The following is a 17,241-nucleotide window of genomic DNA, read 5'->3' on the forward strand; positions in this document are numbered from 1 at the left end:
GGGACAGCAGTTTCTTAGAAACAATCGCCCGGGACGCGGACCCAGCCTTCCATCAGCACCCGGGCGCTGCGGCTCATGATCGCCTTGGCCACGCTCCACTCGCCGTTCACCTGCACCGCCTCGGCGCCGACCCGCAGGGTGCCCGACGGGTGGCCGAAGCGCACCGCGCTGCGCTTGCCTTCCCCGCCGTCGCCGCCGGCCGCGAGGTTGACCAGGGTGCCCGGGATGGCGGCGGCGGTACCGATCGCCACCGCCGCCGTGCCCATCATCGCGTGGTGCAGCTTGCCCATCGACAGCGCGCGCACCAGGAGGTCGACGTCGGCGGCCTTGACCTGCTTGCCGCTGGAAGCGACATAGCTGGCCGGCCTGGCCACGAAGGCCACCTTCGGCGTGTGCTGGCGCTTGGCCGCCTCCTCGATGCTGGAGATCAGGCCCATGCGCAGCGCGCCGTGGGCGCGGATGGTCTCGAACATGGCAAGCGCGCGCGGGTCGCCGTTGATGGCCTCCTGCAGCTCGGTGCCGTCGTAGCCGATCGCCTCCGCGTTCACGAAGATGGTCGGGATGCCGGCGTTGATCATGGTGGCCTTCAGCAGGCCGACGCCCGGGACTTCCAGTTCGTCGACCAGGTTCCCGGTCGGGAACATCGAACTTGCCGCACCCGCGCCGGCGCCCTCTTCCTCGGCCGCCGGGTCGAGGAATTCGAGCTGCACTTCGGCCGCCGGGAAGGTCACGCCGTCGAGTTCGAAGTCGCCGGTCTCCTGCACCGCGCCGTCGGCCACCGGGACGTGGGCGATGATGGTCTTGCCGATGTTGGCTTGCCAGATGCGTACGGTAGCCATGCCGTCCTGCGGCACGCGTTCGCGGTCGACCAGGCCGCTCGCGATCGCAAACGACCCGACCGCCGAGGACAGGTTGCCGCAATTGCCGCTCCAGTCCACGAAAGGCTTGTCGATCGAGACCTGGCCGAACAGGTAGTCGACGTCGTGGTCCGGGCGGCTGCTGCGGTCGACGATCACGGCCTTGCTGGTGCTCGAGGTGGCGCCGCCCATGCCGTCGATCTGCTTGCCATAGGGGTCCGGGCTGCCGATCACGCGCAGCAGGAGCGCGTCGCGCGCCGCGCCGGGGACCTGGGCGGCCGCGGGCAGGTCTTGCAGGCGGAAGAAGACGCCTTTGCTGGTGCCGCCACGCATGTAGGTGGCGGGGATTTTGATTTGGGGAGTATGTGGCATAGAAATCCTTGACGGATGTTCAAATGATGATTGAACGCGTGGGCGGGAGACCCGCCCACCCTACGGTGATCGATATTCGTAGCGTGGGCGTTCAAATCACGTTCGCGATTACGCGGCGGCCTTGGGAGCCGACGACTCGAGGAAATCCTGCGCGAAGCGCTGCAGCACTCCGCCCGCCTCGTAGATCGCCACTTCCTCGGCGGTGTCGAGGCGGCAGGTCACCGGCACGTCCACGCGCTCGCCGTTCTTGCGGTGGATCACCAGGGTCAAGTCGGTGCGCGGGGTGCGCTCGCCGATCACGTCGAAAGTCTCGGTGCCGTCGATGCCGAGCGTCAGGCGGTTCACGCCCGGCTTGAATTCGAGCGGCAGCACGCCCATGCCGACCAGGTTGGTGCGGTGGATGCGCTCGAAGCCTTCGGCCACGATGGCTTCCACGCCCGCCAGGCGCACGCCCTTGGCCGCCCAGTCGCGCGAGGAGCCCTGGCCGTAGTCGGCGCCGGCGATCACGATCAGCGGCTGCTTGCGCTCCATGTAGGTCTCGATGGCTTCCCACATGCGGGTGACCTGGCCGTCCGGCTCGATGCGCGCCAAAGATCCAGCTTTGACTGCGCCGGCCTGATCACGCACCATCTCGTTCTTCAGGGTCGGGTTGGCGAAGGTGGCGCGCTGCGCGGTCAGGTGGTCGCCGCGGTGGGTCGCGTAGGAGTTGAAGTCTTCTTCCGGCAGGCCCATCTTGGCCAGGTATTCGCCGGCGGCCGAATCGAGCAGGATCGCGTTGGACGGCGACAGGTGGTCGGTGGTGATGTTGTCGCCCAGGACCGCCAGCGGCCGCATGCCCGCCAGGGTGCGCTCGCCGGCCAGCGCGCCTTCCCAGTAGGGCGGACGGCGGATGTAGGTGCTCTGCGGACGCCAGTCGTACAGCGGGCTGACCTTCTCGCCATCGTCGGCCACGCGCGCGAACATCGGCGTGTAGACCTTGCGGAACTGCTCCGGCTTGACGCTGCTTGCCACCACGGCGTCGATTTCTTCGTCGCTCGGCCACAGGTCGGCCAGGCGGATGGGCGCGCCGGAAGCGTCCGTGCCCAGCACGTCCTTCTCGATGTCGAAGCGGATGGTACCGGCGATCGCATAGGCCACCACCAGCGCCGGCGAGGCCAGGAAGGCCTGCTTGGCGTAGGGGTGGATGCGGCCGTCGAAGTTGCGGTTGCCCGACAGGACGGCGGTCGCGTACAGGTCGCGCTCGATGATCTCCTGCTGGATGCTCGGATCGAGCGCGCCGCTCATGCCGTTGCAGGTGGTGCAGGCAAAGGCCACCACGCCGAAGCCCAGCTTTTCCAGCTCCGGCATCAGGCCGGCTTCTTCCAGGTAGAGGGCGACGGCCTTGGAGCCCGGCGCGAGCGAGCTCTTGACCCAGGGCTTGCGGGTCAAGCCGGCGCGGTTGGCGTTACGGGCGATCAGGCCGGCCGCGATCATGTTGCGCGGGTTGTTGGTGTTGGTGCAGCTGGTGATCGCCGCGATGATCACGGCGCCGTCCGGCATCAGGCCCGGTTCGTTTTCCACCTTGCCGGCGATGCCGCGTTCAAGCAGTTCGGAAGTCGGCACGCGCTTGTGCGGGTTCGACGGCCCGGCGATGTTGCGCACCACGCTCGACAGGTCGAAGCTCAGCACGCGCTCGTACTGGGCGGACTTCAGGCTGTCGGCCCACAGGCCGGCTTCCTTCGCGTAGGCTTCGACCAGCTGCACGGTCTCTTCCTCGCGGCCGGTCAGGCGCAGGTACTTGATGGTCTGCTCGTCGATGTAGAACATCGCGGCGGTGGCGCCGAATTCCGGGGCCATGTTGGAAATCGTCGCGCGGTCGCCCAGCGTCAGTGCCGAGGCGCCTTCGCCGTAGAACTCGAGGTAGGCCGAGACCACTTTCGACTTGCGCAGGAACTCGGTCAGCGCCAGCACGATGTCGGTGGCGGTGATGCCGGGCTGCGGCTTGCCCGTCAGCTCGACGCCGACGATGTCCGGCAGGCGCATGTACGAGGCGCGGCCCAGCATGACGCTTTCGGCTTCCAGGCCGCCCACGCCGATCGCGATCACGCCCAGGGCGTCGACCATCGGGGTGTGCGAGTCGGTGCCGACCAGGGTGTCCGGATAGGCCACGCCCTGCTCTTGCTGGATCACCGGCGACATGCGTTCCAGGTTGATCTGGTGCAGGATGCCGTTACCCGGCGGGATCACGTCGACGTTCTGGAAGGCCTTCTTGGTCCACTCGATGAAGTGGAAGCGGTCTTCGTTGCGGCGATCCTCGATGGCGCGGTTCTTGGCGAAGGCGTCCGGGTCGAAACCGCCGCACTCGACGGCCAGCGAGTGGTCCACCACCAGCTGGGTCGGGACCACCGGGTTGACCAGGGCCGGGTCGCCGCCCTGCAGCGCGATGGCGTCGCGCAGGCCGGCCAGGTCGACCAGCGCGGTCTGGCCCAGGATGTCGTGGCAGACCACGCGCGCCGGGAACCACGGGAAGTCGAGTTCGCGCTTGCGCTCGATGATCTGCCTGAGCGCGTCGGTCATGCTGGCCGGGTCGCAGCGGCGGACCAGGTTCTCGGCCAGCACGCGCGAGGTGTAGGGCAGCGTGTCGTAGGCGCCGGGCTGGATGGCCTCGACCGCGGCGCGCGTGTCGAAGTAGTCCAGCGAGGTGCCCGGGAGGGGTTTGCGGTGATTGGTATTCATGATTGCTTGATTACTTCCGATCTGCGATCGGCACGAACTGCAGGTCTTCGGGACCGACGTAGTTCGCGCTCGGGCGGATGATCTTGTTGTCGATGCGCTGTTCGATGATGTGCGCGGCCCAGCCCGAGGTGCGCGAGATGACGAACAGCGGGGTGAACATGGCGGTCGGCACGCCCATCATGTGGTAGGACACGGCCGAGAACCAGTCCAGGTTCGGGAACATCTTCTTGACTTCCCACATCACCGACTCGAGGCGCTCGGCGATGTCGAACATCTTCATCGAACCGGCTTCCTGCGACAGGGCGCGCGCCACTTCCTTGATGACCACGTTGCGCGGATCGCTGATGGTGTAGACCGGGTGGCCGAAGCCGATCACGACTTCCTTGTTGGCCACGCGGTTGCGGATGTCGGCTTCGGCTTCGTCGGCGTTCTCGTAGCGCTTCTGGATGTCCAGCGCCACTTCGTTGGCGCCGCCGTGCTTCGGACCGCGCAGCGCGCCGATCGCGCCGGTGATGGCCGAGTGGATGTCGGAACCGGTGCCGGCGATCACGCGGCTGGTGAAGGTCGAGGCGTTGAACTCGTGCTCGGCGTACAGGATCAGCGAGGTGTGCATCGCGCGCACCCAGGACTCGCGCGGCTTTTCGCCATGCAGCAGGTGCAGGAAGTGGCCGCCGATCGAATCGTCGTCGGTCTCGACCTCGATGCGCTTGCCGTTGTGGCTGAAGTGGTACCAGTACAGCAGCATCGAGCCGAACGAGGCCATCAGGCGGTCGGCGATGTCGCGCGCGCCGGCGATGTTGTGGTCGTCCTTCTCCGGCAGCACGCAGCCGAGGGTCGAGACGCCGGTGCGCATCACGTCCATCGGGTGGGCGCCGGCCGGCAGCGCTTCGAGGGCGCTCTTGACGGCCTGCGGCAGGCCGCGCAGCATTTTCAGCTTGGCCTTGTAGCCCTTCAGTTCTGCCTGGGTCGGCAGCTTGCCGTGCACCAGCAGGTAGGCGATTTCCTCGAACTCGCAGGACGTGGCGACGTCGAGGATGTCGTAGCCGCGGTAGTGCAAGTCGTTGCCCGACTTGCCGACCGAGCACAGCGCGGTATTGCCGGCGGCGACGCCGGACAGGGCCACCGATTTCTTCGGCTTGAACGTTGGGGTGTCGTTGTTCTGGGTGCTCATGCGTGGTTCTCCTGTGTTCTCGAATGGCTTACTTGGTCTTCTTCTGTGCGAACAGCGCGTCGAGCTTCTGCTCGTAGCTGTGGTAGTCGATGCGGTCGTACAGTTCGGCGCGGGTCTGCATCGTGTCGAGCACGTTCTTCTGGGTGCCGTCGCGGCGGATCGCGTTGTAGACGTTCTCGGCCGCCTTGTTCATGGCGCGGAAGGCCGACAGCGGGTACAGGGCGATGGCGACGTTGGCGCTGCGCAGTTCGTCGAGCGTGAACAGCGGGGTCGAGCCGAACTCGGTAATGTTGGCCAGCACCGGCACCTTGACGGCGTCGGCGAACTGTTTATACATCTCCAGGCTGGTCATCGCTTCCGGGAAGATCATGTCGGCGCCGGCTTCCACGCAGGCAACCGCGCGCTCGATGGCGGCATCCAGCCCTTCCACGGCCAGCGCGTCGGTGCGCGCCATGATCACGAACTGCTCGTCGGTGCGGGCGTCGGCGGCGGCCTTGACGCGGTCCACCATTTCGTCCTTGCTGACGATCTCCTTGCCCGGACGGTGGCCGCAGCGCTTGGCGCCGACCTGGTCTTCGATGTGGCAGGCGGCGGCGCCGGCCTTTTCCAGCGAGCGCACGGTGCGTGCGACGTTGAAGGCGGACGCGCCGAAGCCGGTGTCGATGTCGACCAGCAGCGGCAGGTCGCACACGTCGGTGATGCGGCGCACGTCGATCAGCACGTCTTCCAGGCTCGAGATGCCCAGGTCCGGCAGGCCCAGCGAACCGGCGGCCACGCCGCCGCCCGACAGGTAGATCGCACGGTAGCCGGCGCGCTTGGCCAGCAGCGCGTGGTTGGCATTGATGGCGCCGATGACCTGCAGCGGGGATTCTTCCTGGACGGCCTGGCGGAATGCGGCGCCGGCGGAGTAGTGGCTCATGCTTTACCTTTCGAATGATGCGTTGGTCGGATACGGGGTAATCCTATGCAAGGGGCGTGCCAGTTCCCTGTTCCGCGCCTTTTGCCGCAATTTCAAGGACTTGCGCGCGCATACGGCGAGCGGCGAGCGATTTCGACGACTCATGTGTTTCAACATCCTGAAACATGAAACACAAATGGAACATGATACCAATAAAAAACCCCGCCGTAGCGGGGTTCAAACGAAAGCCCAGGATTTTTAGTGGGCGCTGGCTGCGGCGGCGCCGATACCGGTTTCCGAACGCACTTCCTGCGCCTCGAAGCCGGCCTTGTCGATCGCGGCGCGCGGGCTCTTGTCGGTCACCGAGAAGAACCAGATGCCGATGAAGCCCACCGCCATCGAGAAGATCGCCGGCGAGGTGTAGGGGAAGATCGGTGCGGCATGGCCGAGCACGTCGACCCACACCGACTTCGACACCACGGTGAGCGCGACCGCGGTGGCCAGGCCCAGGAAGCCGCCGACGGTGGCGCCGCGGGTGGTGCAGTTTTTCCAGAGCACCGACATGAACAGCACCGGGAAGTTGGCCGAGGCGGCAATGGCAAAGGCCAGCGACACCATGAAGGCGACGTTCTGCTTCTCGAAGGCGATGCCGAGGATCACGGCCACGATGCCCAGCACGATGGTGGTGATCTTCGAGACCTTCAGTTCGTCGGCGCTGTTGGCCTTGCCCTTCTTGAACACGGTGGCGTACAGGTCGTGCGACACGGCCGAGGCGCCCGACAGGGTCAGGCCGGCCACCACGGCCAGGATGGTCGCGAACGCCACCGCCGAGATGAAGCCCAGGAAGATGTCGCCGCCCACGGCCTTGGCCAGGTGCACCGCCGCCATGTTGTTACCGCCCAGCAGCTTGCCGGCCGCATCCTTGAAGTCCGGATTGGTGCCCACCAGCACGATTGCGCCGAAGCCGATGATGAAGGTGAGGATGTAGAAGTAGCCGATCCAGGTGGTGGCCCACAGCACCGACTTGCGCGCCTCTTTCGCGCTCGGGACGGTGAAGAAGCGCATCAGGATGTGCGGCAGGCCGGCGGTACCGAACATCAGCGCCATGCCGAAGGAAATCGCCGAGATCGGGTCTTTCAGGAAGGTGCCCGGGCCCATGATCGAATTGCCCTTGGTATGCACGTCGGTGGCGGCCGAGAATAGCTGTTCCGGGCTGAAGTTGTATTGCGCCAGCACCGAGAAGGCCATGAACGAGGCGCCCGACAGCAGCAGGACGGCCTTGATGATCTGCACCCAGGTGGTCGCGGTCATGCCGCCGAACAGCACGTAGACCATCATCAGCAGGCCGACGATCACCACCGCGATCCAGTATTCCAGGCCGAACAGCAGCTTGATCAGCTGGCCGGCGCCGACCATCTGCGCGATCAGGTAGAAGGCCACCACCACCAGGGTGCCGGAGGCCGCGAACACGCGGATCGGCTTCTGGTGGAAGCGGTAGGCGGCAACGTCGGCGAAGGTGAAGCGGCCCAGGTTGCGCAGGCGCTCGGCCATCAGGAAGGTGATCACCGGCCAGCCGACCAGGAAGCCGATCGCGTAGATCAGGCCGTCGAAGCCGTCGAGGAAGACGGCGGCGGAAATGCCCAGGAAGGACGCGGCCGACATGAAGTCGCCGGCGATCGCCAGGCCGTTCTGGAAGCCGGAAATGCCGCCGCCGGCGGTGTAGAAGTCGGAGGCCGAACGGGTCTTGGCGGCGGCCCACTTGGTGATGAACAGGGTCAGCACGACGAAGATCGCGAACATGCTGATCGCGGTCCAGTTGGTCGGCTGCTTGGTGGCCTGGCCGAGGTCGGGCGCGGCCATGGCGGCGGCGCTCGCCGCCAGCAGGGCGCATGCGATGGCGCTACGGTGCAGGGCCTTCATGCTGCCACCTTCTTGCCGCCGCCGGCGACGTTGGCCTTGATGGCCTCGGTCAGCTGGTCGTACTCGCTGTTGGCGCGGCGCACGTAGACGGCGGTCACGACCACGGTGAACAGGATGACGAACAGGCCCAGGGGGATGCCCCAGGTCATGACGCCGGCGCCGATGCGGCTGCCCATGAATTCCTTGTCGAAGGCGCAGAGCAAGGTGAAGCCGTAGTACACGACCATCATGCTCCAGGTAAGCGTCCAGCCAAAACGCGAGCGTTTCGTGACCAGCTTGCGGTAATTGGGGTCGGCCTTGACCCGCTGTACGATGTCTTGTTCCACTTTTGTCTCCTAGTATTTATCGTGATGCCTTCGGACGATGCAAATCTGCCAGGCTGACTTCATCCTACGGGCCTGCCCTTACCGCATTCTTACGGCTGCTGATTACGGCTGCCTGTGCACGGCCGGCAGGCGCATGCGTTTCAAAATGAAACATGACCCGGAGAATGGGCTACACTTGAAACATGAGTTACGCCGTACCCAACCCCGCCCGCAGCGCCGCCCCCGGGGACAAGGACGACAGGCCGGTCATCTGGACCGTGTCGGTGTCGCGCCTGTCCGACCTGTTCCGCGACATCACCCTCGAGTACGACCACCTGGCCTCGATCGAACCGCTGCACCTCGGCTTCGACGAAGCCGCGCGCACGCTGCGCGAGCGCCTCGCCACCGAGCACTGCGACGTGGTGATCGCCGCCGGCTCCAACGCCGCCTACCTGAAGGGCCGGATCTCGGTGCCGGTGGTGGTGGCCAAGGCCAGCGGCTTCGACGTGATGCAGGCGCTGGCGCGCGCGCGCCGGGTGTCGCCCCGCATCGGCGTGATCACCTACCAGGCGCCGCTGCGCGAGCTGGCCGAGTTCGCCGACACCTTCGGCATCGCCATCGCGCAGCGCACCTACGTCACCGAGGAAGACGCGCGCGCCGGCATGAACGAGCTCAAGGCGGCGGGCATCGAGGTGATCGTCGGCGCCGGCCTGATCACCGACCTGGCCGAGGAAGCCGGCCTGACCGGCGTGTTCCTGTACTCGGCGGCGTCGATCCGCCAGGCCTTCGACGACGCCCTCGAGATGGCGCGCCTGACCCGGCTGGAGGCCGCCCGCGGGCGCAGGAACGGCAGCGGCGCCGGCGCCGACACCCGGCGCGCGCGCCGCGGCCTGCATGACCTGCGCGGCGAGTCGGCCGCGATGGAACGGCTGCGCCAGACCGTGGTGCTGTACGCGCGCTCGCCGGCCACCGTGCTGATCCAGGGCGAGACCGGCAGCGGCAAGGAACTGGTGGCGCAGGCAATCCACCGCGAAGGCGCGCACCGCGCCGCCAACCGGCCCTTCGTGGCGGTGAACTGCGGCGCGATCGCCGAATCGCTGCTCGAATCCGAACTGTTCGGCCACGAGGAAGGCGCCTTCACCGGCGCGCGCCGCGGCGGCCACGCCGGCCTGTTCGAGGCCGCCAACGGCGGCACCCTGTTCCTCGACGAGATCGGCGAAATGCCGCTCGGCCTGCAGACCCGCCTGCTGCGCGTGCTGGAAGAGCGCGAAGTGATGCGGGTGGGCGGCACCCGGCCGGTGCCGATCGAGGTGCGCGTGATCAGCGCCACCCACTGCGACCTGGAGGCGCGCGTGCGCGAGGGGCGCTTCCGCGCCGACCTGTTCTACCGGCTGGCGGTGCTGCGCCTGGCGCTGCCGCCGCTGCGCGCGCGCGTGGCCGACATCGTCCCCTTGAGCGAATGGTCGCTCAAGAACGCGCTGGCGGCGCTCGGCGCCAAGCCGCATCCGAACCTGCATGCCGAGATCAAGGCCTGCGCCGCGCTGCTCGAGGGCTATGGCTGGCCGGGCAACGTGCGCGAACTGCGCAACCTGATGGAGCGGCTGGCGCTGTTCCTGGCGGCCGAACCGCTGCAGGCGCTGACCCCGAGTTTCTTGGTATCGATTGCCCCGGAGCTAGCAAAGGGGGCCGACAAAGCGCCCGCATTGCCTGCGCCCACAGCGGAATCGGAAAGCATTGCCGAGGTGCTGGCACGCTTCGGCGGGCAGCGCGACGCGGCGGCCAGGCACCTGGGGATCAGCCGCACCACCCTGTGGCGGCGACTGAAGAATCCATAGGGCGCCTGGCACCATGTTTCGTCAACACGATGTTGAATTATCGCCGTATCATGTCTTTTTTACATGGCCTGGCGCCCATCCAACCCCAAGCAAGCGCCAGCTCTTCGACTAGCGTCCACCCATGAAGTGGCGCACCGCCCGGGCCCCTGCCCGGCCTGACGGAGGCACTATGCAACACGCGTCGCAAGCTGCATTGTTTTCCCTGATCGGTGACACTCCCCTGATCGAAGTCACCCGCATCGACACCGGTCCCTGCCAGCTGTTCCTGAAGCTCGAATCGCAGAATCCCGGCGGCTCCATCAAGGACCGCATCGGCCGCGCCATGATCGAGCAGGCCGAGCACGACGGCCTGCTGGAGCCCGGCGGCACCGTGGTCGAAGCCACCGCCGGCAATACCGGTCTGGGCCTGGCGCTGGTGGCCCGCATCAAGGGCTACCGCGTGGTGCTGGTGGTGCCCGACAAGATGGCGGCCGAGAAGATCCTGCACCTGAAGGCGCTCGGCGCCGAAATCCACCTGACGCGCTCCGACGTCGGCAAGGGCCACCCCGAGTACTACCAGGATTACGCGGCGCGCCTGGCGAAAGAGATTCCCGGGGCCTGGTTCGCCGACCAGTTCAACAACCCGGCCAACCCGCGCGCCCACGAAACCAGCACCGGCCCCGAGATCTGGGACCAGGTCAACCACCGGCTGGACGCGATCGTGGTCGGCGTCGGCTCCTCGGGCACGCTCACCGGCCTGTCGCGCTATTTCAAGAAGACCCAGCCCCTGCTCGAATTCGTGCTGGCCGACCCGAAGGGCTCGATCCTGGCCGACTACATCAACACCGGCGTGCTGCGCACCGATGCCGGCGCGTGGGCGGTGGAAGGCATCGGCGAAGACTTCATTCCCGGCATCGCCGACCTGTCGCGCGTGAAGAAGGCCTACACCATCCCCGACGAGGAAAGCTTCAACACCGCGCGCCTGCTGCTGCAGCAGGAAGGCATCCTGGGGGGCTCCTCGACCGGCACCCTGCTGGCGGCCGCGCTGCGCTACTGCCGCGAGCAGACCCGTCCGAAGCGCGTGGTCAGCTTCGTGTGCGACACCGGCACCCGCTACCTGAGCAAGGTCTACAGCGACGGCTGGATGGTCGACCAGGGCCTGATCACGCGCCCGAAGACGGGCGACCTGCGCGACCTGATCGGCCGCCGCTACGACCAGGGCGAAGTGGTCACCGCGGCGCCGACCGACACCCTGCTGACCGCCTTCAACCGCATGCGCAACGCCGACCTGCAGCAGCTGCCGGTCGTCGACAAGGAAGGCCGCCTGGTCGGCCTGATCGACGAGTCCGACCTACTGCTGCACGTGACGGCCGAGCCCAAGCACTTCAGCGCGCCGGTTTCAAGCACCATGAGCTCCTCGCTCCAGACCCTGCTGCCCGGCGCCAGCATGGGCCACCTGCGCGAGATCCTCGACCGCGGACTGACCGCCGTGATCGCCGACGGCGCGCATTTCTATGGCCTGATCACCCGCTACGACCTGCTCAACCACCTGCGAAGGACGCTCTCATGACGGACACGAAAAAACAGCTTGCGACCCGCGTGATCCACGGCGGCCAGGCGCCGGAGCCGGGCACTGGCGCCGTGATGCCGCCGATCTTCGCCACCTCGACCTTCCGCCAGGAGAGCCCGGGCGTGCACAAGGGCCTGGACTACGGCCGCTCGCACAACCCGACCCGCTGGGCGCTGGAGCGCTGCGTGGCCGACATCGAAAGCGGCAGCGCGGCGTTCGCCTTCGCCTCGGGCCTGGCGGCGATCGCGGCGGTGCTGGAGCTGCTGCCGGCCAACTCGCACATCGTGGCCGGCGACGACATGTACGGCGGCACCTTCCGCCTGTTCGAGCGGGTGCGCCGCAAGAGCGCCGGCCATGCGTTCAGCTATGCCGACCTGACCGATCCGGACGCGCTGGCCAGGGCCCTGAGGCCGGAAACCAGGCTGGTATGGGTGGAGACGCCGACCAACCCGATGCTGAAGCTGGCCGACCTGGCGGCGATCGCCCAGCTGTGCCGTGCGCGCGGCATCGTCACCGTGTGCGACAACACCTTCGCCAGCCCGGTCAACCAGCGCCCGCTGGAACTGGGCTTCGACATCGTGGTGCACTCGACCACCAAGTACATGAACGGCCACTCCGACGTGATCGGCGGCGTGGCGGTGGTGGGCACGGACGAACGCCACGCCGCGCTGGCCGAGCAGCTCGGCTTCATCCAGAACGCGGTGGGCGCGATCCAGGGGCCCTTCGACAGCTTCCTGGTGCTGCGCGGGATCAAGACGCTGGCCCTGCGCGTGGAACGCAGCAGCGCCAACGCGCTGGCCCTGGCCCAGTGGCTGGAACGCGAGCCCAAGGTACGCAAGGTGTTCTATCCGGGGCTGGAGTCGCATCCGCAGCATGCGCTGGCGCGGCGCCAGATGAGCGCTTTCGGGGGCATCGTGTCGATCGACCTGGCAACCGACCTGGCCGGAAGCAGGCGCTTCCTGGAAGCCTGCGAGGTGTTCACCCTGGCCGAGAGCCTGGGCGGGGTCGAGAGCCTGATCGAGCACCCGGCCCTGATGACCCACGCCAGCATCCCGCCCGAGCAGCGCGCCCAGCTGGGCATCGGCGACGGCCTGATCCGCCTGTCGGTCGGCATCGAGCACCTGGAAGACCAGCGCGACGACCTGCGCCGCGCGCTGGCCGCGATCTGATCACGCCGCGACGCTGGTGGCGCGCACCCCATTGCGCCCACCGCGCTTGACCGCGTACAGCTGGGCGTCGGCGGCGTCGACCAGGGTTTCGTAGCGCGCGGGCGGATGGGGCGTCCGCTCGGGCACGGTGGCGATGCCGAAGCTGGCGGTGGCAAGCATCGCTCTGCCATCCACCGCCGGCGTTGCGCTGGCGGCGAACGCGGCGCGGATGCGTTCGGCCAGCGCCTGCGCGCCCGCCAGGTCGGTCTGCGGCAGCACCACCAGGAATTCCTCTCCTCCATAGCGGATGACGCTGTCGATCGAGGCGCGCGTCATCGCCTTCAGCAAGCCGGCGAACTTGTCCAGCACCACGTCGCCGGATGCATGCCCATGGGTGTCGTTGATGCGCTTGAAATGGTCGATGTCGCACAGGATCACCGACAAGGCCGTGCCCTTGCGGCGCGCCTGTGCCAGTTCGGCATCCAGCAAGCCGCGCTGCAAGACCCGGCGGTTGTAGCAGCCAGTCAGCGCATCGCGCTCGGCCAGCTGTTGCAGCAAGACCGTGGCATGGAACTGCTCGCGCTGGGCGACGTGGTAGCGGCGCGCCGCGATATAGCCGATGGCGTTGCCGCAGACCAGCAGCAAGACCAGGGTCAGCAGGTCGTCCGTCTTCAGCGGGAAGTGGGAGAACAGCATGGCCGCGAAGAAGATGCTGGAGCCGATCCCCATGGCCAGGGCATACACGAAGCGATTCGGGAAAATGACGTAGATCACCATCAGCAACAGCGCATGCGACATCGTATTCCATGGCATCGCGCTGGGCTGGAACCAGGCCACCGCCATGAACACGGCAAGCGCCGCCACCAGCGCGGAACAGGCTGCCAGCTCCGAGACCCGTGCCGAACGGGGATGGCGCGAGACGGCGGCATGGCCGGCCAGCGCCACCAGCGCAACACCCGCGCGCAGCCCCAGCAGCATCCAGGCAGTCGGGCCCAGGCCCAGGGTAGCGATGTCGGTGACGCCGAACAGGACGTAGCAGAACGCGGCGAACAGCAGGCTTGCCTTCAGCTGGGCGTTGCGCTCCGGCATGACATGGTGCAGGAAGCGCTGTTCCAGTGCCGCGTCAGCGAATTCGGCGCGCCACGGATGGATGGTGGGGCGGATGAACGATGGATCTTGGTACGGCACGGGATACCCAGGAATGGAATACGGATGCGTGGCGTTTGCAGATGTAGCCCAGCAAGACAAACGGCGATTGTACCTCGGAAGCAAAGATTAATGTTCATTTGGAAATAAAACAGAGCCCCGAAGAATTTCATTCAGACAACTTTCGAGTGGCTGCGTGCGCGCGCCGCAGGGTGCCGACGCGCCAGGCTGTCTACAACTGGCACAGGCGCCCGCCGTCGACCAGCAGCGAGGCGCCCTGGACGAAGGCGGCTTCGCCGGAGGCCAGGAAGGCGATCGCGGCGGCGACGTCGCCGGGCCGCCCCACCTCGGCCTGGTCGATGCGCTCGACCCCGGACTGCACCTGGGGGTTATTCCACAGCATCGGGGTGTCGATGGCGCCGGGCAGGACGGCGTTGACGCGGATGCCTTTGGGCCCGCCCTCCAGCGCCGCCGAGCGCGTCAGCGACAGCAAGGCGGCCTTGGCCGCCGCATAGGGCGCCACATGGACTTCGGTTTCCAGCGCGTGCACGCTGGACACGTTGACCACCGCACCGCCCTGCTCCATGTGCAGGAAGGCCTGCTTGATGAAGAAGAAGGCGCCGAGCAGGTCGACCTGCAGCACCTTCAGCCAGTCGGCGGCGTCGAGCTCGACGATGGGCTTGAACACCATCAGCCCGGCATTGTTGACGACCACGTCCAGCCGGCCGAAGCGCGCCATGGCCTGGCCGACGGCGGCGGCGACCTCCTGTTCCACGCCGACGTCGCACACCACCTGCAGCGCCTCGGCCTGCGCCGGTCCGCGCAGCGCGGCGGCGGCCGCCGGCAGGGCCGCGGCGTCGCGGTCGGCCAGCACCAGGCGCGCGCCCTCGGCCGCAAAACGCAGCGCCGTCGCCAGGCCGATGCCGCCGGCCGCGCCGGTGACGAGCACGACCTTGTCGGTGAAACGCATGCCGTCCTCCCTCACTCGGTGTTCCTGGGGGCGCCGGTCGCCGCCGAGCTATCCTGCGCCGGCCGCTGCAGGGCCGCGCCGAAGGCCGGATAGTCGTCATCGAGCGCCAGCGGCACCTGCAGGCACACGCTCTGCGTCGGCAGCACTTCGGTCCAGTCGCGGATCAGGTCGCGGTAGGCCTGCCCGACCGGACGCAGGCGGCGCTCGAGGTCGGCCAGGCCCAGGGCGTTGACGTGGCCGTTGTTCTCGCGCAGGCCGGTGTCCCAGTCCACCTGGTCGGTGAGCGAATACCAGGTGAAGCCGACCAGGGGCACGCCGTTGTTACGGACCCGCAGTACGTTGGCCCACTCCTTGCGCAGCCACTTCACCGCTTCGTCGCCGCCGGGCCCTTGGCACAGGTTGGTCTCGGTATGCATCACGGGCAGCCGGTAGCGGTTGTAGTACTGGTGCGTGATCACCGCATAGCCGAAGATCTCGCCGGACGCGGTGCTGGCGCCGTCCGCCGTCACCAGGTGCTCGTTGGTCTGGTAATAATCGTTGCCCATGATGCAGTGGTGCTTCAGGTTGTTATTCAGGAAGAAGTGGTATTCCTCGCGCGTCATCCCGTTGTCGAGCAGGTACTCGTACATGGTGGAGTCGACGCGGCGGCCGTAGTTCAGGTCGAGCGACAGGAAACGGCGCGCATTCATGGTCTCGGCCGGGCCGATCGCGGCCGGCGACTTGGCGTGGAAATACTCCGACGATTCGCTCTGCACGAACAGGGCATCCGGGCGCACGTCCAGGATGGCGCGCATGGCCAGCAGGTTGGCCTTGACCAGGTGCTTGAGCGCCGTCACGAAGGCCCGGTCGCTGCGCAGCTGCTCGTTCCACCAGCCGTACAGGGCCGAGAACAGCGCGCTGATCGACATCTCGTTGACCGGCGTGTACAGCTGGACCCAGGGGTAGCGCTGGGCAAACGCGCGCGCATAGGCGGCGAAGATGGCGGGGAAATCCGGGTTCTGGAAATTGCCGAGGAAATCGGGCAAGCCGAAGTGGCACAGGTCGACGATCGGGACCAGGCTGCGGCGCCGCAGGTCGGGAAAGGTCTCGTCGGCAAACGACCAGTCGTAGCGCTGCGGGCCGACCAGCGTCGTGTGCAGCGGCGGCCCGTAGCGCAGGAAGCGGATGCCGATTTCCTGCACCAGGTCGAAATCGCGCCGCCAGTGGCGATAGTGGCCGCATTTGTCCATCTCGTCCATGCGCACCCGGCCGCCGGCGATGGTCGGGATGCTGTTCTCGATGCCGGTGGCAAAGAGAAATCCGGGCTGGTTCGCTACCATGGGCTGTCCTGGTTGACTTGCCGGTATTCAAGGGGGGCGGCGGACTGCGCGGCGCCTTCTCAGACTGTAGACCATGAAGGCGACAATCGCCAGGTTAAGCGCCAGCAAACCGATGCTGAGCAGGCCCGGGCGGCGCAGCAGTTCGTCCAGCTCGAAAGGCAGGTAGATGGCGCCGCTGAGCGCGGCAAAGGCTTCGCCCCACGCGCGGCCATGCCACAGGCCATAGGCCTCGACCAGGCGCACGGCCGAGTAGGCCAGCGCCGCGGCGGCCAGCTGCATCAGGCGCGCATCGTCCAGCCGGCCGGCGTAGTCGATGAACACGCGCGGCGTATGGGAAGCGGGATTCAGGTGCGCGTGTCGCACCAGCGCCTCGGCGAAGCGCTGGACGTCCTGGTGCAGCAGCGCGAACAGGCCGAAGCCGGTCAGCAAGACCACGGCGCCTTTTGCCGCCTCGAGCACGGCCACGGTACGAAGTCCCTGCGCCAGGTGCATGGCTTTCTCCTGTGGGCAGCCTGCTGCCGTTGTCTTGACCAGACTGCAATGTATACTGCGGCAGGCCCACCCCTCAACACATCACGAAGGATTACCTTGAAACAGCTGCTCTCCCACTGCATCCTCGGCTTGACCCTGGCCCTGGCCGCCACCGGCTGCAAGCGCGCCGAAGCCCCGCAATCCGTGCAGGCCGACAGCGTCGCCCTGCAGAAGATCGATACCGTGACCGGCACCGGCAAGGAAGCGACCAAGGGCACGACCGTGGTCGTCCACTATACCGGCTGGTTGTACGAACCGAATACGGAATCGAAGCGCGGCGCCCAGTTCGACTCTTCCAGCGGACGCGAGCCGTTCAGCTTCGCGCTCGGCGGCGGCCAGGTGATCCCGGGCTGGGACGAAGGCGTGGCCGGCATGAAGGTCGGCGGCAAGCGCACCCTGATCATCCCGGCCAGCCTCGGTTACGGCAGCTCGGGCGCCGGTCCGATCCCGCCGAACGCCAACCTGGTCTTCGATGTCGAACTGCTGGAAGTGCGCTGATCCGTTC

At 67.2% G+C, this 17,241-nt stretch carries 14 protein-coding genes; 4 read left to right on the forward strand and 10 right to left on the reverse strand.

Features of this window, described 5'->3' with window-relative positions:
• Window positions 1-14: 14 nt before the first annotated feature.
• The 6 genes from prpF to AB3347_RS16605 form a co-directional block, all read right to left on the reverse strand.
• Window positions 15-1,229, reverse strand: a complete 1,215-nt coding sequence (gene prpF, locus AB3347_RS16580) for a 2-methylaconitate cis-trans isomerase PrpF (protein WP_369092896.1) — start codon at window positions 1,227-1,229, stop codon at window positions 15-17.
• Between the two features lie 108 nt (window positions 1,230-1,337).
• The gene (gene acnD, locus AB3347_RS16585; RefSeq protein ID WP_369092897.1) at window positions 1,338-3,944 is read right to left on the reverse strand and encodes a Fe/S-dependent 2-methylisocitrate dehydratase AcnD; all 2,607 of its coding nucleotides are present in this window, start codon (window positions 3,942-3,944) and stop codon (window positions 1,338-1,340) included.
• Window positions 3,945-3,954: 10 nt separating this feature from the next.
• Window positions 3,955-5,115 (reverse strand): 2-methylcitrate synthase, encoded by a 1,161-nt coding sequence (prpC, locus tag AB3347_RS16590; protein ID WP_369092898.1) that lies wholly within the window; start codon window positions 5,113-5,115, stop codon window positions 3,955-3,957.
• A 28-nt stretch (window positions 5,116-5,143) separates the two neighbouring features.
• On the reverse strand, window positions 5,144-6,034 hold the full coding sequence (prpB, locus tag AB3347_RS16595; protein WP_369092899.1) for a methylisocitrate lyase: 891 nt from the start codon (window positions 6,032-6,034) through the stop codon (window positions 5,144-5,146).
• A 237-nt stretch (window positions 6,035-6,271) separates the two neighbouring features.
• Window positions 6,272-7,933 (reverse strand): cation acetate symporter, encoded by a 1,662-nt coding sequence (locus tag AB3347_RS16600; RefSeq protein WP_369092900.1) that lies wholly within the window; start codon window positions 7,931-7,933, stop codon window positions 6,272-6,274.
• Window positions 7,930-8,259, reverse strand: coding sequence for a DUF485 domain-containing protein (locus AB3347_RS16605; RefSeq protein WP_369092901.1), 330 nt, complete (start codon window positions 8,257-8,259; stop codon window positions 7,930-7,932). The genes AB3347_RS16600 and AB3347_RS16605 overlap by 4 nt, the downstream gene beginning before the upstream one ends.
• Window positions 8,260-8,441: 182 nt before the next feature.
• Between AB3347_RS16605 and prpR the strand changes: the two genes are divergently transcribed.
• The 3 genes from prpR (at window position 8,442) to AB3347_RS16620 (ending at window position 12,791) form a co-directional block, all read left to right on the forward strand.
• Window positions 8,442-10,073: a propionate catabolism operon regulatory protein PrpR gene (gene prpR / locus AB3347_RS16610; RefSeq protein WP_369092902.1), complete on the forward strand. Its 1,632-nt coding sequence runs from the start codon at window positions 8,442-8,444 to the stop codon at window positions 10,071-10,073.
• Window positions 10,074-10,242: 169 nt separating this feature from the next.
• Window positions 10,243-11,622, forward strand: coding sequence for a pyridoxal-phosphate dependent enzyme (locus tag AB3347_RS16615; protein WP_369092903.1), 1,380 nt, complete (start codon window positions 10,243-10,245; stop codon window positions 11,620-11,622).
• Window positions 11,619-12,791: a PLP-dependent aspartate aminotransferase family protein gene (locus AB3347_RS16620; RefSeq protein ID WP_369092904.1), complete on the forward strand. Its 1,173-nt coding sequence runs from the start codon at window positions 11,619-11,621 to the stop codon at window positions 12,789-12,791. The genes AB3347_RS16615 and AB3347_RS16620 overlap by 4 nt, the downstream gene beginning before the upstream one ends.
• On the opposite strand, the gene AB3347_RS16625 is transcribed toward AB3347_RS16620, so the two are convergent.
• The 4 genes from AB3347_RS16625 to AB3347_RS16640 all read right to left on the reverse strand — a co-directional run bounded on the left by AB3347_RS16625 (window position 12,792) and on the right by AB3347_RS16640 (window position 16,697).
• Window positions 12,792-13,958, reverse strand: coding sequence for a diguanylate cyclase (locus AB3347_RS16625; RefSeq protein ID WP_369092905.1), 1,167 nt, complete (start codon window positions 13,956-13,958; stop codon window positions 12,792-12,794).
• A 190-nt stretch (window positions 13,959-14,148) separates the two neighbouring features.
• Complete coding sequence (locus tag AB3347_RS16630; protein ID WP_369092906.1) at window positions 14,149-14,886, reverse strand: SDR family NAD(P)-dependent oxidoreductase; 738 nt, start codon at window positions 14,884-14,886, stop codon at window positions 14,149-14,151.
• A gap of 11 nt (window positions 14,887-14,897) precedes the next feature.
• Window positions 14,898-16,205 carry a family 1 glycosylhydrolase gene (locus AB3347_RS16635; RefSeq protein ID WP_369092907.1) on the reverse strand — a complete coding sequence of 436 codons (1,308 nt, stop codon included), beginning with the start codon at window positions 16,203-16,205 and terminating at the stop codon, window positions 14,898-14,900.
• A gap of 27 nt (window positions 16,206-16,232) precedes the next feature.
• Window positions 16,233-16,697, reverse strand: a complete 465-nt coding sequence (locus AB3347_RS16640) for a DUF2127 domain-containing protein (RefSeq protein WP_369092908.1) — start codon at window positions 16,695-16,697, stop codon at window positions 16,233-16,235.
• A gap of 96 nt (window positions 16,698-16,793) precedes the next feature.
• Between AB3347_RS16640 and AB3347_RS16645 the strand changes: the two genes are divergently transcribed.
• On the forward strand, window positions 16,794-17,234 hold the full coding sequence (locus AB3347_RS16645; protein WP_369092909.1) for an FKBP-type peptidyl-prolyl cis-trans isomerase: 441 nt from the start codon (window positions 16,794-16,796) through the stop codon (window positions 17,232-17,234).
• Window positions 17,235-17,241: the final 7 nt, after the last annotated feature.

It is taken from the genome of Massilia sp. X63 (assembly GCF_041023745.1).
Taxonomy (GTDB): Bacteria; Pseudomonadota; Gammaproteobacteria; order Burkholderiales; family Burkholderiaceae_D; genus Telluria.

Coding starts and splice junctions, on each gene's coding strand:
- AB3347_RS16615 (WP_369092903.1), top strand. CDS start 10,243: ATGCAACACGCGTCGCAAGCTGCATTGTTTTCCCTGATCGGTGACACT.
- acnD (WP_369092897.1), bottom strand. CDS start 3,944: ATGAATACCAATCACCGCAAACCCCTCCCGGGCACCTCGCTGGACTAC.
- AB3347_RS16635 (WP_369092907.1), bottom strand. CDS start 16,205: ATGGTAGCGAACCAGCCCGGATTTCTCTTTGCCACCGGCATCGAGAAC.
- AB3347_RS16620 (WP_369092904.1), top strand. CDS start 11,619: ATGACGGACACGAAAAAACAGCTTGCGACCCGCGTGATCCACGGCGGC.
- prpF (WP_369092896.1), bottom strand. CDS start 1,229: ATGCCACATACTCCCCAAATCAAAATCCCCGCCACCTACATGCGTGGC.
- AB3347_RS16600 (WP_369092900.1), bottom strand. CDS start 7,933: ATGAAGGCCCTGCACCGTAGCGCCATCGCATGCGCCCTGCTGGCGGCG.
- AB3347_RS16630 (WP_369092906.1), bottom strand. CDS start 14,886: ATGCGTTTCACCGACAAGGTCGTGCTCGTCACCGGCGCGGCCGGCGGC.
- prpR (WP_369092902.1), top strand. CDS start 8,442: ATGAGTTACGCCGTACCCAACCCCGCCCGCAGCGCCGCCCCCGGGGAC.
- AB3347_RS16640 (WP_369092908.1), bottom strand. CDS start 16,697: ATGCACCTGGCGCAGGGACTTCGTACCGTGGCCGTGCTCGAGGCGGCA.
- prpC (WP_369092898.1), bottom strand. CDS start 5,115: ATGAGCACCCAGAACAACGACACCCCAACGTTCAAGCCGAAGAAATCG.
- prpB (WP_369092899.1), bottom strand. CDS start 6,034: ATGAGCCACTACTCCGCCGGCGCCGCATTCCGCCAGGCCGTCCAGGAA.